Here is a 13,033-nt window from a genome sequence, read left to right as displayed (position 1 = left end):
ACCGGAACCTCTCGTGGGTTCGGGATCTCGGAAGGCTTGTACGCCGGGCACTTCGGGGGTGGACGGTGAGGGTGGGTATGCGACCGAGCCTGGGTTCGCCAACTGGCAGCTGCCCGGGCCTCCGCGGCGTTGTCCGGGGTCGACCGCACGCGGGCACGGTGAGCAGGAGTGACGGTCGCAGCAGGGCGCAGGTCGGTGGCGGAACGACCGGTCTCAGGGGCATGAACGGGATGCCCACACACCTCGCCACCGTGTCGAGGAGACCAGTCCCGGGAGGATCCGAGTGATGAGCGATTGGGACGTCTTCGGGTACATCGTGTTTGGTCTGGTCTTCTGCCTGGCCCTCTTCGGGCTGTGCATGACTGCTCACCAGACCGGCGTGTCCGCGGAGCTGCGGTGGTGGCTGCGCCGTTGGTGGTGGGACCGCCGCCACGGGCGTGGTTCCTATGACCTCGTCGCCGAAGAGCGCGCAGTCCGACTTCGGGACGCGTGGGTGGTCGAGATGGAGCCCACATGGAATCCCCACGATCCGGGACGTGAGAACTTCGAGCGGTGGGAGAGGATCGTGGAAGCCTGGAACAAGATGGCGCCCACGTGGGAAGGCACCCCTGAGGACGTCGAGCGGTGGGAGCACACCCGGCGCGAAGCGGCCCTGCGCGCAAGCACCCGGGAAGAGGGTGGATGTGATGAGCGTGCGGAACCGCACCGCCCGTGAGCAGAGTACAGAAGCCGTGGTGGCTGCGATCGGCATTCCCGCCGTCATGCTCTACGTGGCCTTGCTGACGGTCGTTGGCCGGCTCCAGCTCGCGATCGCTCATCAGGCGGTGGAGCTCACTGCTGTGCCGGAACTGATGGGGTTAGGGACGTGATCCGGACGCGCCGGGCCGGGTTCGACCGCGGATCGGTGTCGGTGGAGATGGTGATCCTGGGGCCGGTCCTGCTGTTCTTCGTCCTGGCGGTGCTCTTCGCCGGCCGGTACGCCCTGGCCCAGCAGTCCGTCCAGGCCGCGGCCGCCGAGGCGGCCCGGGCCGCCTCGATCGCCCGGTCGGCCGGGGAGGCGTCCGGTTCTGCGACCGGGGCAGCGTCGGCGTCGTTGGCCAACCAGGACGTGCGCTGCGTCACCCGGTCGGTGTCGGTGGACACCAGCGCCTTCGCGCAGGACCCCGGCACACCCGGGCTGGTCACCGCGACCGTGTCGTGCCAGGTCGACATGTCCGACCTGGCGTTCCCCGGCATCCCCGGCAACCGCACCCTGGAGGCCACCATGTCCTCCCCGATCGACACCTACCGCTCGAGGCAGGGGTAAGACCGCGATGACCACGGGCACGGTGAGCAAGTCCCTGCGGGAGCGTACCGAGCGCGGGTCGGTGGGGGTGTTCGTCATCGTTCTCGCGGCCTCGTTCCTGATCATGGTCGGGCTGGCGGTGGACGTCTCCGGGCACCTGCACGCCATGCAGGAGGCCCGCGCCACCGCCCGTGAGGCCGCCCGCGTCGGGGGCCAGCAGCTGCAGACGCCCACCGGGGTCCGCGGCCTGGGGGCGGTGGCCGACCCCGGCCAGGCAGCGGCGGCCGCGCAGGCGTACCTGGCCAGCGCCGGAGTCACCGGTTCGGCGTCCGTGACCGGCCCGGCCAGCATCAGCGTCGACGTCACCTCGGTCTACCCGACCAAGTTCCTGTCGATCATCGGCGTGCCCAGCCTGAGTGCCACCGGCACGGCGCAGGCACGGATCACCCGGTCCGTGGGAGGAGTGGAGCAATGAGAGTCCGTCGACGCCTTCTCGGCCTGGGCGCACTGGTCGTCCTGGCCGGCATCCTGGTGGGCCTGCCTGCCCTGCTGCTGGCCCTGGGCGGGAACCCGCTGCCGCAGACCCTCCCCAGCCTGGAGCAGGTCCGCGCCGCCCTGCTGACCCCTGACGACGGCACCCTGGCCCTGACCGGGGCCAAGCTGCTCGGCTGGGTGGTCTGGGCCGCACTGACCCTCAGCATCCTCGTCGAGGCCGTCTCGGCGCTGCGCGGCGTCCGGCCTCCGAAGCTGCCTGCCCTGTCCCTGCCCCAGTCCGGCATGCGACCCCTGGTCGTGGCCGCGCTGGCCCTGTTCATCGCCGCCCCCGGCGGAACCGTTCCGGCGGCCACGGCGGCACCCGCCCCGGTCAGTGCGCCGGCGGTGACGGCCTCTGCCCCGGTGACAACCGAGGCACACACGGCCCCCGCCCCGGTCACCCCGGTCCCTGCAGCCACCACCGAGCAGGAGCCCACGCACTCCTACGTGGTGCGCCCTGGGGACACCCTGTGGTCCATCGCTGCCCAGCACCTGGGGTCCGGGCACGACTACCACCGCATCGTCGACCTCAACCCCGAGCGCCTGGCCGGTGGTGCCGACTGGGTCACCCCCGGCATGGTGCTGCACCTCCCGGCGACCGAGGCCGGACCGGCACCGGCGAGCAGGCCGGCCAGGACCAGGAGGTGGTGGTGCAGACCGGTGACACCCTCAGCGGCCTGGCTGCCGAGCACCTGGGGCAGGCCGACCGGTGGCCAGAGATCTACGAGGCCTCCACCGGCACCGTCCAGCCGGACGGGCGACGCCTGAGCGACCCCGACCTGATCTATCCCGGCTGGCGCCTGGGCCTGCCCGACTCGGCCGGGGGCCAGGACCAGGAACGGCCGGCGCCGACCACCGCGGATGCGCGGACTGCCGCGGACGTCGGCACCGCACTGGGGGCGCAGCCAGACACCCCCGACGCAGGCGAGCCGGAGCAGCCCGCCGAGGCGAGCCCGGCAGGTGGCGCGTCCGCCCGGTCGGGCATCACCCTGGGTGCCGCCGCGGGCGCCACCTCCATCGTCGACAGCGCCGCGCAGGCCGGACCCGACACCGGTGGAGACGCCGGTCGCGGCGTCGGAGGGGACGCTGCCGGGAACGGCAGGGGTGCGGATGGGGACGTTGCCCTGGACGGAAGGGACGCTGCCGGAGACGGTGAGGAGGACACCCCTGCGGCGTGGTTGCTGGAGGGCATCGTCGGGTCCGGGGCCCTGCTGGGAGGTGCGCTGTTCCTCGCGCTGACCTTGCGCCGCCGGTCCCGGTTCCGGACCCGCCGCCCAGGGCGTGCCCTCGCCCCGCCGGACCCGGTCCTGATCCCCGTGGAGAAGACGATCCAGACCCGCGGCCGGTCTGCGGCTCCCACCCTGGAACAGGTGGACCAGGCCCTGCGCCGCCTCGGTGGGACGTGCGCCGCGACCGGGGCCCCCGTCCCGGCCGTGGCGGCCGTGCAGCTGGCCGGTGACGGCCTGTGGCTGCACCTGTGGCAACCGGCCGACCTGGACGCCCCGTGGCAGGACACCGGGGACGGGCAGCACTGGTTCCTGCCCGCCGGCACACCGGTGGAACAGATCGGGCCCTGGAGTGAGGATGCTCCTGCACCGTTCCCGCTGCTGGTCTCCATCGGGGCCGGGGACGACGGGTCGGCGTGGATGCTGAACCTGGAGGACCTGGAGGTGGCCCTGACCGGGCAGGCCGAGTACGTGGACGACCTGACCCGCTACCTGGCTGCGGAGGTCGCGGTGAACCCGTGGTCGGCCGGTGTGAGGCTCGACTGCGTCGGTATCGCCTCCGAGGTGGCCCCGATGAACCCGGCCCGGGTGCGCGTCGCGGACGCCGGCGCGCTCGAGGACCTCCTCGCCGAGGTCGTCGGGGTGATCGACCGGGTGGGGGAGCAGGGCGTGCCCACCGCCCGGGTGCGCCAGGACGGTGAGGACACCTGGCCGGCCCGGCTGGTCCTGCTCGCCACCGACGGTGCGGCGCCTGCGGCCACCGACCAGCTGCGCCAGCTGCTGGCCCAGCACGCCGGGAGCACGGGCGCCTGCCTGGTCGTCCGCAGCGGTGCCCCTACCGATACCGCGATGCACATCGAAGCCACCGCCGACGGGCGGGTCCGTATCCCCGCCGCAGGCCTGGACCTGCTCGGTGTGGGCCTGACCGCCGACGAGGCGGCCGGGTGCGCGGCGCTGCTGGCCCACGCCGACACCGAACCGGACGTGCCGATGCCGGCAGCCACCCTCGACAGCGACGAGCACCAGGAGGACTGGCGGGGCTGGGCCGACCAGGCCGGTGCTATCCGGTCCGAGCACACCGCCGGGCGGGACGCGACCGTCGACCAGGACCTGGCGACGCTCCTGCCACAGGACGACGAGCTCTACGAGCAGGAGGCGGCCACCACCGCAGAAGACCTCTCGACGCTGGCCCCCCGGGTGGAGCCCGACGTCGCCCGACAGGTGGTCGAAGCTGACCCCACCCTGGATGCCGACCTGGCCGCGTGGTGGGACCCGGCCGCCCGCGTCCCCCGGCTCACCCTGCTGGGCCCGGTCAAGGCCAAGACGTGGGGCAAACCGTTGGCCGAGCGCAAGGCGTACCTGACCGAGCTGCTGGCCTACCTGGCGCTGCACCCAGGAGGGGTCACCACCGCACAGACGGCAGAGGCGTTCGGGATCACCGAGACCAAGACCCGCGACTACATCGGCCGCTGCCGGGACTGGCTCGGCACCGACCCGGCCACCGGCGAGCTGCACATCCCGCACGCCCAGGACACCCCCGCCAGCCGCGAACGTGGCGTGAACGTCTACCAGGTGCTCGGCCTGCTGGTCGACGTCGACCTCTTCCGCCGGCTCCGCACCCGCGCCACCGCCCGCGGCGGCACCGAAGGCATTCAGGACCTCAAAGCTGCGCTGCGCCTGGTCCAAGGACGCCCCTTCGACCAGCTTCGCCGCGGAGGCTGGGCCTGGCTGTTCGAAGGGGACCGCCTCGACCACCACATGACCTGCGCCGTGGTCGACGTCGCCCACATCGTCGCCACCCATGACCTGCAGACCGGCGACCTGGCCGGGGCTCGCGCAGCAGCGGAGATCGCCTTCCTCGCCGCCCCGAACGAGGAGATCCCCACGCTCGACCTGGCCGTCGTCACCGCACGGGAGGGCAACACGGCCGAAGCGGTCCGCCTGCTGCAGACCGACATCTGCAACCGCACCGACGACCCCGACCTCCCACCGGCCGACCTGCCCGAACGCACCCAACGGATCCTCGACCGCCACGCCTGGCTGGAGGACCGCAAGGAAGCCGTCTGACGAGTGTCTACCCGGGGGGGGGAACCCACCTCAGTGACGACAACGTGCGCGGGGCGGCGTCTCAACGGCAGTGACATGTCAGGGCCCCGATGCTCGTGACGTCGCGAGTCCGCCGACGAGCGCGCACTCATCCTGGATATGTCGGTGTTCCCCACACGCCAAGGTGCGATACATCGCTGTACCGCCGATGTGCGCGCTCTTGTTGGATGGCATACCCATGCACTCATGGGGATGTCTATACCGTTGGTGGAGCGTCGGTCACAGAGCGAACCGTTGGCGGCCGACAGGACGCGTACACGCCCGGCGGTCACCTCGCACCCCGGTCTGGACCTCCTCGGCCGTGTCCCACTCAGCACCCCTTGACCGGGCTTTTTCTCGGGCGGGTCTTATCGGACACCCGAACAGGGATGCACTCGCTGACCTGCATCATTCCCGTTCAAGGTTCCTTAATCGGAACGGCGGCGCTGGAGTATCTGGGGTTCGCCAGCTTGCTGCATCGCCAGCTTGACAGCGCCAAGGTGCCGTAGAGAGGCCGAGCTCTAGCTCGTCAGGGACCCGGCGACGCGCCGCGCTACTGACCCCCGCCCGCCCGGCTGGCGGCGTCTTCGCGTTGCGGGCGGTGTCGTTCAGTCGCGGGAGATGCGAAGGGCGACCCAGAGCCCGCACCTTCGGCAGATGTAGGCCGGTTCGCTACCGAGTGCGTGGAGCGACCTGCGTGGCCGCAGGCGGCCGCAGCACGAGCATCGCTGCTGGGTGTCATCGACCATGTCGCGATGGTGCCACGGGCCCGTGACCCTCGGGGGTTACAGGTAGCGGCAGACGTCTTCGGGGGAGCAGGTGGCCGGGTCGCCGGCGGCGGCGTCCTCGCGCAGGTCGGCGATCTTGGCGCGGAGCTGCGCGAGCTCGGCGAGCTGCCGGTCGATCACCTCGAGGCGGGTGTCGAGCAGGTCGGTGACGTGCTGGCAGGGGGCCTGCCCCCGGTCGCGGATGTCCAGCACCTGGCCGATCTGCGCCAGGGTCAGCCCGGCGGCTTGCCCCCGGCCGATGAAGTCGAGCCGGTCGAGCACGTCGAGCCCGTAGTCCCGGTACCCCGCCGGGGTCCGGTCCGCGGCGGGCAGCAGCCCGAATTCCTCGTAGTACCGCAGGGTCTTGGTTGTCGTGCCTGACGCCTGGGCCACCTCACCGATCCGCATGCCACTCATTCTGCCTTGACCTTCCAGTGCCCTGGAAGGTCGATCCTGAGGGCGATGAAGGAGGAGCTCATGACGGCAACGGCAAAGGGCGGGTCGTATGACCTGGCGGTGATCGGGTCCGGTGGGGCGGCGTTCGCGGCCGCGATCCGCGCCACCAGCCTGGGCAAGCGGGTGGTGATGATCGAGCGGGGCACCGTCGGTGGTACCTGCGTGAACACCGGGTGTGTGCCCTCCAAGGCCCTGCTCGCGGCCGCCGAGGCCCGCCACGTCACACTCGACACCGCCCGGTTCCCCGGCCTGCCGGTCCCCGGCGTCGGGCCGGTGGAGATGCCCGCCCTGGTCGCCGGTAAGGATGAGCTCGTCGGATCGCTGCGCGGCGAGAAGTACGTGGACCTGGCTACCGAGTACGGATGGGACCTCCTGCCCGGGGAGGCCACGTTCGTCGGCACGCCGACCGAGCCGGCGCTGCGCGTCACCGGCCCGGGCGGCACGGTGAAGAGGGTCCGCGCCGCGCGCTACCTCATTGCCACCGGCTCCACGCCCTGGGTGCCGCCGGTCCCCGGTCTCCAGGAGGCCGGTTACCTGACCTCGACCACCGCGATGGAGCTGGACCACGTCCCAGAAATCGCTGCTGGTCATCGGCGGCGGCTATGTCGCCATGGAGCAGGCCCAGCTCTTCGCCCGGCTCGGCGCCCGGGTCACCATGCTGGTCCGCTCCCGCCTGGCGTCCCACGAAGAACCCGAGGCCGCCACCGCCCTGCAGGAGATCTTCGCCGACGAAGGCATCCAGATCATCCGCGGGGCGGTGCCCACCGCGGTCCGCCGCGACCAGGCCGCCGGCGAGGTCGCGGTCACCGCCACCACCGCCGGCGGCGGCTCACAGGAGCTCCGGGGCGCTGAGGTTCTCGTCGCCACCGGGCGCCGCCCGGTCATCGGCACCCTCGGCCTCGACACCGTCGACGTGCGCACCGGCGACCACGGCGCGGTGGTCGTCGACAATCACCTGCGAACCACAAACACGCGCATCTGGGCTGCCGGTGACGTCACCGCCCACCCGCAGTTTGTGTACGTCGCCGCGGCCCACGGCACCATCGTCGCCGACAACGCCCTCACCGGCGCCGGCCGTGAGGTCGACTACCGCCACCTGCCCCGGGTCGTGTTCACCAGCCCCGCCCTGGCCACCGTCGGGATGACCGGCCAGCAGGCCTCCGCCACCGGGATCCGCTACGACAGCCGCGTCCTGTCCCTCGCGCACGTCCCACGCGCGATCGTCAACCGCGACACCCGCGGGCTCATCAAGATGGTCACCGACGCCGACACCGGACGCATCATCGGCATCACCGCCCTCGCCCAGGACGCCGGCGACCTCGCCGCCGCCGGCGTCTACTACATCCTCGACGCCGGCATGACCACCGACCAGGTCGCCAACCTCTGGAGCCCTACCTGACCATGGCCGAAGGCCTCAAGCTCACCGCCCAGGCCTTCACCACCGACATCACCAAACTCTCCTGCGCGCGGCATGAAACCCGCGTATAGGGATCCCCTTGCGGACACATCGTCAGACAGACGCGCGGCCAGACGTGCTGGCCGAACCGACCCTCAGTCGAACCGCCGCAGGCCATCTCGACAGAGACCTCTGACTGCATAACTATGCACTCACTGGGAGACCTCTCAAACGTCCCCATCTGCCGCTTCGAGGTGGCGACGCTGTGCCGCATGGTGTCACGAGATTCGACGCTTCATTGGACGGCGAAACGTCAGCGTCGCAGATGTCCGTCGCCCGGCAGTCCTTGCGACGAGGCCTCACGGCCGGCACCACGGACAAGCGGGAAGTTACAGGCTTAGCCGAGCGACTGTTCGGACCCGGGAGTCGTCACTGTTATGGCTGACTTCTAGGAGCGCCTTGCGCGCCGGGGGGGTAGTCGACCAGCTCGCGGAGGGCTAGCGTGGCGGCCAGCCGGACATCGGGGTGGTCGTCGTGCAACGCGTCGGCTAGGGCGGGAGCAGCCTCATGTGCGCCCGGTGCCCCGATGAAGCACAGTACGTCGGCTGCATGAGCGCGCGCGCTCGGATCATTCGCCGTGGTCAGGGCCGTGCAGATGGTCGGCACAGCTGGCGCTCCGAACTGGGACAGCGCCGTGGTCATCGCATCGCGCGCCGTCTGGTCCGTGTCGCCGAGCCGGTCAACCAGGAGCGGAATGACCGAGGGGTCCGCGATCCGGGCAAGTGCCCACCGGGCCTTGTCCGCGACAAGAGGGTCGGCATCGTCGATGAACCGCGCCACCACGGGAACAGTGTTGGGGTCGGCGAGCTTACTGAGAAGGTGTAGTGCCTGCAGGCGGGTGTTGACATCGCCGACGGAAAGCGCCGACGAAGCTGCGTCTGCGGCTGCCTCAGGGGTCCGGGTCAGGACCCAGGTCAAGGTTTCCCGAACGAAATAGTCAGGTTCTTGCCACAGCAGCTCGGCAATGCGAGGTGCCAGATGCGGCTCGGCTCGCTGACCTAATGCGACAGCTGCGTGTTGACGCATGTCCTTGTCCGGGTGGACCAGGGCGGCGAGTGCGGCCGAAGGGTTGTCGGCTAAAGGCTTACGGGGCTGGTTCACGTGGCCGACGCTAAGCCTCGATCCACCGATGGGCAGGTGGATGGGCCGCTGTAGGACGGGGTCAGGTCTTTGACGGGGCGAGGGTCGTGAGGGCGCGCGTGAACTGCCGGTCTGCCCGGCTTTTCCACTGGGTTCCTGCTGGTAGGGACGGGGGCTGGGGTCAGGCGGGTGCTGCGGCCCGGCCGGGGCGGAGCGCGTCGTAGAGGACGGTCCAGGCGTGCTCCCAGGGCCAGTCTCGGGGTAGGTGCAGGTGGAGGCGGCGGGCGGAGGAGGCGACCCGGGCTGGCAGGTTGACCAGCTTGCGGCGGATCGTGGGCGTCGTCGCCCGCGCCAGGCGGGTGCTGCCGGTCAGGGTGGCCGCGGCGCGGGTGAGGTTGAACGCCATGACCGCGGCGATGAGCCAGGCGGCGTTGGCAGCGAACTTGCCCGAGGGCAGGTGCGCCAGGGCCGAGGCTTTCAGGTCGGCGTGGACGTTCTCGATGACCGCGTGGCCCCGGTGGACCTGGTCGGCGGCCACGGTGTCCCGCTCGGTGGCGGGCGTGGTGGTGAAGAACGCGTGGAAGCGCCAGGTGTCGAACATCGACTCCTGCCCGTCCTTGGCCCTGGGGTTCAGGTCCGGGACGCGGCGCACCACCAGCCGGCCAGTGACCTGCTCGGACTTCTTGGCCGAGGTGAACGCGGTGTAGTCGATCTCGGCGACCTCGGCCCGCGAGACCCACCTGCCGGTGGCCTGGTCGTAGATCGCGTCGGTGTACCTGATCGTGGTCCACGCGTCCTCGGCGATCGCGGCGATGGCGCGCTTGACCGCCGGGTCCAGCCGCACGGTGATCGAGACCTGTGCACCGGCCCTGTCGGCGGCGCCCACCAGGGCGGCGGAGTAGAACGCGGAATCGGCGCGCAGGAGCACCGGTCGCCCGGCCAGGTGGCTGCGCCGGACCAGCGCCAGGGCATCGGTGGCCAACCGGGCCGCGCCACGGGAGGAACCCACGGAACCCTTGCGCAGGCGTTGGGCGGCGATGACCGGGGCGGTCTGCTCGGTGGACACGGTCGCCAGCAGCGCGTTCAACCCTCGGACCCCGCTGTAGCCGAACCCGGCGCCCTGCTTGGCGTAGCCGTGGACCTCCACGATGGTGTCGTCCAGGTCGAGCAGCACCGTCCCGGTGTCGCCGGCCCGGCCCAGCAGCCCGGTGCGCCCGGCCAGGGCGAGGGTGAAGCGGGAGGCGACCGCGTCGCCCTGGCGGACGTGGCCGAAGGTGAACGTGCGCAGGAACGAACCGAGCGTGGAGGGGGCATAGGGCCGTTCGAACAGCTTGCCCATCGCGCCGTGGCGCAAGAGCCCCATATCCTCGATGCTGTCCGCGCCGGCGGCCATACCCGCCACCAGGGCGGCCAGCTTGGCGCCGGCGTTGGCGCCCTTGTCGGTCGGCAGGCTCAGGTGCTCATCGCCCAGGGCGTGCAGGCCGGCTTCTTCGGCCAGCGTCATCAGCGGGACAAGCCCGGCGGCAGACACGAGGTTGGGGTCATCGAACGTCGCGGAGACCACGGGGAGGGTGTGAGAGAGTTGCATCTACGAGATGCCCTTCCGGTTTGGGTGATACGTGCTCTAGACAAGTCGTATCTTCCCAGGTCAGAAGGGCATTTCTCGCTTTCCCACGCCGCTTCACCGGCTCACCCGATCGGTGGATCCAGGCTAAGGCCTCACCGTGCGTGAGGGTCAACCCGCTGGTAGCACCAGCCTCTGCGCCGCCCAGGAATGACTTGCGGGTATCCAGGAGCAGAGCTTTACGACAGGCACCTGCCGCAACTCAAGCACGGTTCGGAGCGCCAGCCGGACACTGGGATCGTTGAGCCCTACGGTTGCTAGTGCCTCTCCGTGTATCCATCACTGGTCGGTCTGTGGCCTCTACTCCGCTTCGCCGCATCCTCCGCGAATGGGTTGCTTGGAGACCGCCGAGGGAAAAGGACGCTGAAGACGTCGACTGAACGCACCAGATCCTGGAGCCGGACAGCCAAACCAAGCGAAGGGCGACGGGCACGCTCATGCCGCCAGGAGGACGGCCGACAGGCACGGTGGAAGCCGCGAGCACTCCTCCGCTCATCGGCGTCGCAGTCAGCGCCTAACCTTGCAGCATGGACAGGTACCCGTCGCGCCACCCTTGGCGACCTGTCGAGCGCTGGTATCGGACCCTGATCATGTTTGCCGGCTCGATTTTCGGCCCTCCTGACACATCTGTGGGTGTTTGAGCGCGGCTGAGTAGGGCGCACGCCGTTCCCTGCCTAGGTTTCTGAGCTGTCAAGGAACAGAAGCCAGTGGTCAGGAGAACGGCGTGCGTGATGTCAGCCTATGGCGCAGTCTGCTCGGGGTCGAGAAGACGGTGCTGGAGCGGGTCGAGTTCGACGAGGACGCCGAGGTGCTGGTGGCGCACGTGCGACCCACCGCCCGGCAGCGGGGCCGGTGCGTGAAGTGTCGACGGCGCAGCCCACGGTATGACGCCGGCCCGGGGCGGCGGCGCTGGCGCGCACTGGATCTGGGCACCATCCGGGCCGAGCTGGAGGCCCACACGCCACGGGTGCGGTGCCGCGCTCATGGGGTGGTGGTCGCCTCGGTGCCGTGGGCGCGCCACGACGCGGGCCACACCTACGCCTTCGACGATCAGGTGGCGTGGCTGGCGACCCAGTCCTCGAAGTCCACCGTGACCGAGCTGATGCGCATCGGCTGGCGCACCGTCGGGTCGATCATCACCCGGGTCTGGGCCGACGTCGAGGCCAGCCACGACCGGTTCGCCGGGCTACGGCGGATCGGGATCGACGAGATCAGCTACAAGAAGGGCCACAAGTACCTGATGGTGGTCGTCGACCATGACGCACGCCGCCTCGTCTGGGCCGCGCCGGGACGCACGAGCGCCACGGTGGGCGAGTTCTTCGACCTCCTCGGCCCCGAGCGCAGCGCCCAGATCACCCACGTCTCGGCTGACGGGGCGGACTTCATCGACACCATCGTCGTCCGGCGGTGTCCTCAGGCGGTGCGGGTGGCCGATCCGTTCCACATCGTGAAGTGGGCCACCGACGCGCTGGATGAGGTCCGCCGCGAAGCGTGGAACGACGCCCGTGCGCTGGCCCGGAAGGAGCCCAGGCGCGGTCCTGGCCGTCCTGGCGCTGACGCCCCACCACGACCAGGCAGCGAGCGGGCCAAGGCGCTCAAGGGTGCCCGGTACGCGTTGTGGAAGAACCCGGAGAACCTCACCGAGAACCAGCAGGCCAAACTCGCCTGGGTCGCTGCCACCGACCCGAGGCTGCACCGCGCCTACCTGCTCAAGGAGGGCCTACGGGTGGTGTTCCAGCTGCCCTACGACGAGGCCGTCGAGGCCCTGGACCGGTGGATCAGCTGGGCCCGCCGGTGCCGCATCCCCGCATTCGTGAAGCTGCAGAAGAGCATCGTCAAGCACCGCGACCGGATCCTGGCAGCGATCGAGCACGACCTGTCAAACGGACTCGTCGAGTCCACCAACACCAAGGTGCGCCTGATCACCCGCATAGCGTTCGGGTTCCACTCCGCCGAGGCCCTGATCGCCCTCGCACTGCTCAACCTCGGCGGTCACCGCCCCGCGCTCCCAGGCCGGAACTGACCCACACATGTGTCAGGAGAGCCCGATTTTCTGCGGGATCCTCTTCCTGTTCCTGGGGGTACCGGAGATGCTAGTTCTGCCCTTCGCAATGCTGATCGTTGTGCTGCTGTGGCCCGTTCCAGCCGGGTGGCGTGACCACCTGCCTCGTCTCGCAGCGGTAGTCGATAGAGTGCAGCGCCGCTAGAGGCAGACATCCGCTTCTGCCGCAGGTCGCGACCTCTGCAGTCGAACACCCGCAGTCGGCCAGCGGATCAGCTCGCCGGCGGCGACGGCTCAAACTCTCGCGTCTCGATCTTCGCAATAAAGCGGTGGCCGCGGCGGCACTGGTACGGCATGCGCAGCGTGACGCCGGGCTGATCCAGCCTCCCGACGCCGGTTGCCGTCACGGGATGGGCGTCGACCCCGCAGGAGGGGCAAGTCCTTGCCGCGATTTCCATAGCAGCCAGCGTGGCACCGTGCCGCTGGTTGGGCAACCACCCGGCCTGCTCCTCTTCAGG

The 13,033-nt window shown here is 70.4% G+C and carries 11 protein-coding genes and 1 pseudogene; 8 read left to right on the top strand and 4 right to left on the bottom strand.

The window, feature by feature from the left end; translation table 11 throughout:
* The first annotated feature begins 286 nt into the window (after positions 1–286).
* Genes ACQ95T_RS11185 through ACQ95T_RS11160 form a run of 6 tightly spaced genes read left to right on the top strand, consistent with a single transcriptional unit; the run spans position 287 to position 5,112 of the window.
* A complete protein-coding gene (locus ACQ95T_RS11185; protein ID WP_425943470.1) occupies positions 287–715 on the top strand; it encodes a hypothetical protein in 429 nt (142 codons plus the stop codon).
* Complete coding sequence (locus ACQ95T_RS11180; protein WP_425943469.1) at positions 687–869, top strand: hypothetical protein; 183 nt, start codon at positions 687–689, stop codon at positions 867–869. The genes ACQ95T_RS11185 and ACQ95T_RS11180 overlap by 29 nt, the downstream gene beginning before the upstream one ends.
* Complete coding sequence (locus ACQ95T_RS11175) at positions 866–1,306, top strand: TadE/TadG family type IV pilus assembly protein (protein WP_425943468.1); 441 nt, start codon at positions 866–868, stop codon at positions 1,304–1,306. The genes ACQ95T_RS11180 and ACQ95T_RS11175 overlap by 4 nt, the downstream gene beginning before the upstream one ends.
* 7 nt (positions 1,307–1,313) lie before the next feature.
* Positions 1,314–1,760: a pilus assembly protein gene (locus ACQ95T_RS11170; protein ID WP_425943467.1), complete on the top strand. Its 447-nt coding sequence runs from the start codon at positions 1,314–1,316 to the stop codon at positions 1,758–1,760.
* Entirely contained in the window at positions 1,757–2,587 is an 831-nt protein-coding gene (locus ACQ95T_RS11165; RefSeq protein ID WP_431472930.1) for a LysM peptidoglycan-binding domain-containing protein, read from the top strand. The genes ACQ95T_RS11170 and ACQ95T_RS11165 overlap by 4 nt, the downstream gene beginning before the upstream one ends.
* Entirely contained in the window at positions 2,470–5,112 is a 2,643-nt protein-coding gene (locus tag ACQ95T_RS11160; RefSeq protein WP_431472929.1) for a LysM peptidoglycan-binding domain-containing protein, read from the top strand. The genes ACQ95T_RS11165 and ACQ95T_RS11160 overlap by 118 nt, the downstream gene beginning before the upstream one ends.
* A gap of 803 nt (positions 5,113–5,915) precedes the next feature.
* Here ACQ95T_RS11160 and ACQ95T_RS11155 read toward each other — a convergent pair.
* Together ACQ95T_RS11155 and ACQ95T_RS11150 are read right to left on the bottom strand one after the other, a co-directional pair.
* Positions 5,916–6,305: a heavy metal-responsive transcriptional regulator gene (locus tag ACQ95T_RS11155; RefSeq protein WP_122263854.1), complete on the bottom strand. Its 390-nt coding sequence runs from the start codon at positions 6,303–6,305 to the stop codon at positions 5,916–5,918.
* Between the two features lie 5 nt (positions 6,306–6,310).
* The gene (locus ACQ95T_RS11150) at positions 6,311–6,523 is read right to left on the bottom strand and encodes a hypothetical protein (RefSeq protein WP_431473914.1); all 213 of its coding nucleotides are present in this window, start codon (positions 6,521–6,523) and stop codon (positions 6,311–6,313) included.
* Between ACQ95T_RS11150 and merA the strand changes: the two are divergent.
* Positions 6,450–7,841, top strand: a pseudogene (gene merA, locus ACQ95T_RS11145) (mercury(II) reductase). The gene ACQ95T_RS11150 and the pseudogene merA sit on opposite strands and share 74 nt — an antisense overlap.
* A 343-nt stretch (positions 7,842–8,184) precedes the next feature.
* Here the strand turns inward: merA and ACQ95T_RS11140 are convergent.
* Together ACQ95T_RS11140 and ACQ95T_RS11135 are read right to left on the bottom strand one after the other, a co-directional pair.
* Positions 8,185–8,910 carry a HEAT repeat domain-containing protein gene (locus tag ACQ95T_RS11140; protein ID WP_425943743.1) on the bottom strand — a complete coding sequence of 242 codons (726 nt, stop codon included), beginning with the start codon at positions 8,908–8,910 and terminating at the stop codon, positions 8,185–8,187.
* 160 nt (positions 8,911–9,070) lie between these two features.
* A complete protein-coding gene (locus tag ACQ95T_RS11135; RefSeq protein ID WP_425943745.1) occupies positions 9,071–10,477 on the bottom strand; it encodes an IS1380 family transposase in 1,407 nt (468 codons plus the stop codon).
* Positions 10,478–11,237: 760 nt separating this feature from the next.
* Here ACQ95T_RS11135 and ACQ95T_RS11130 point away from each other — a divergent pair.
* The gene (locus ACQ95T_RS11130) at positions 11,238–12,536 is read left to right on the top strand and encodes an ISL3 family transposase (protein ID WP_425943747.1); all 1,299 of its coding nucleotides are present in this window, start codon (positions 11,238–11,240) and stop codon (positions 12,534–12,536) included.
* The last annotated feature ends 497 nt before the right edge of the window (positions 12,537–13,033 follow it).

This window comes from Ornithinimicrobium carbonis, from assembly GCF_050703245.1.
Lineage (GTDB): Bacteria > Actinomycetota > Actinomycetes > Actinomycetales > Dermatophilaceae > Ornithinicoccus.
Note: the sequence above shows the minus strand (reverse complement) of the source record. Positions and strands in the feature narration are given on the sequence as shown.

Excerpts from the sequence above, each read along its gene's own strand:
- ACQ95T_RS11185 (WP_425943470.1), top strand. The coding sequence starts at position 287 with ATGAGCGATTGGGACGTCTTCGGGTACATCGTGTTTGGTCTGGTCTTC.
- ACQ95T_RS11180 (WP_425943469.1), top strand. The coding sequence starts at position 687 with ATGAGCGTGCGGAACCGCACCGCCCGTGAGCAGAGTACAGAAGCCGTG.
- ACQ95T_RS11170 (WP_425943467.1), top strand. The coding sequence starts at position 1,314 with ATGACCACGGGCACGGTGAGCAAGTCCCTGCGGGAGCGTACCGAGCGC.
- ACQ95T_RS11165 (WP_431472930.1), top strand. The coding sequence starts at position 1,757 with ATGAGAGTCCGTCGACGCCTTCTCGGCCTGGGCGCACTGGTCGTCCTG.
- ACQ95T_RS11155 (WP_122263854.1), bottom strand. The coding sequence starts at position 6,305 with ATGCGGATCGGTGAGGTGGCCCAGGCGTCAGGCACGACAACCAAGACC.
- ACQ95T_RS11135 (WP_425943745.1), bottom strand. The coding sequence starts at position 10,477 with ATGCAACTCTCTCACACCCTCCCCGTGGTCTCCGCGACGTTCGATGAC.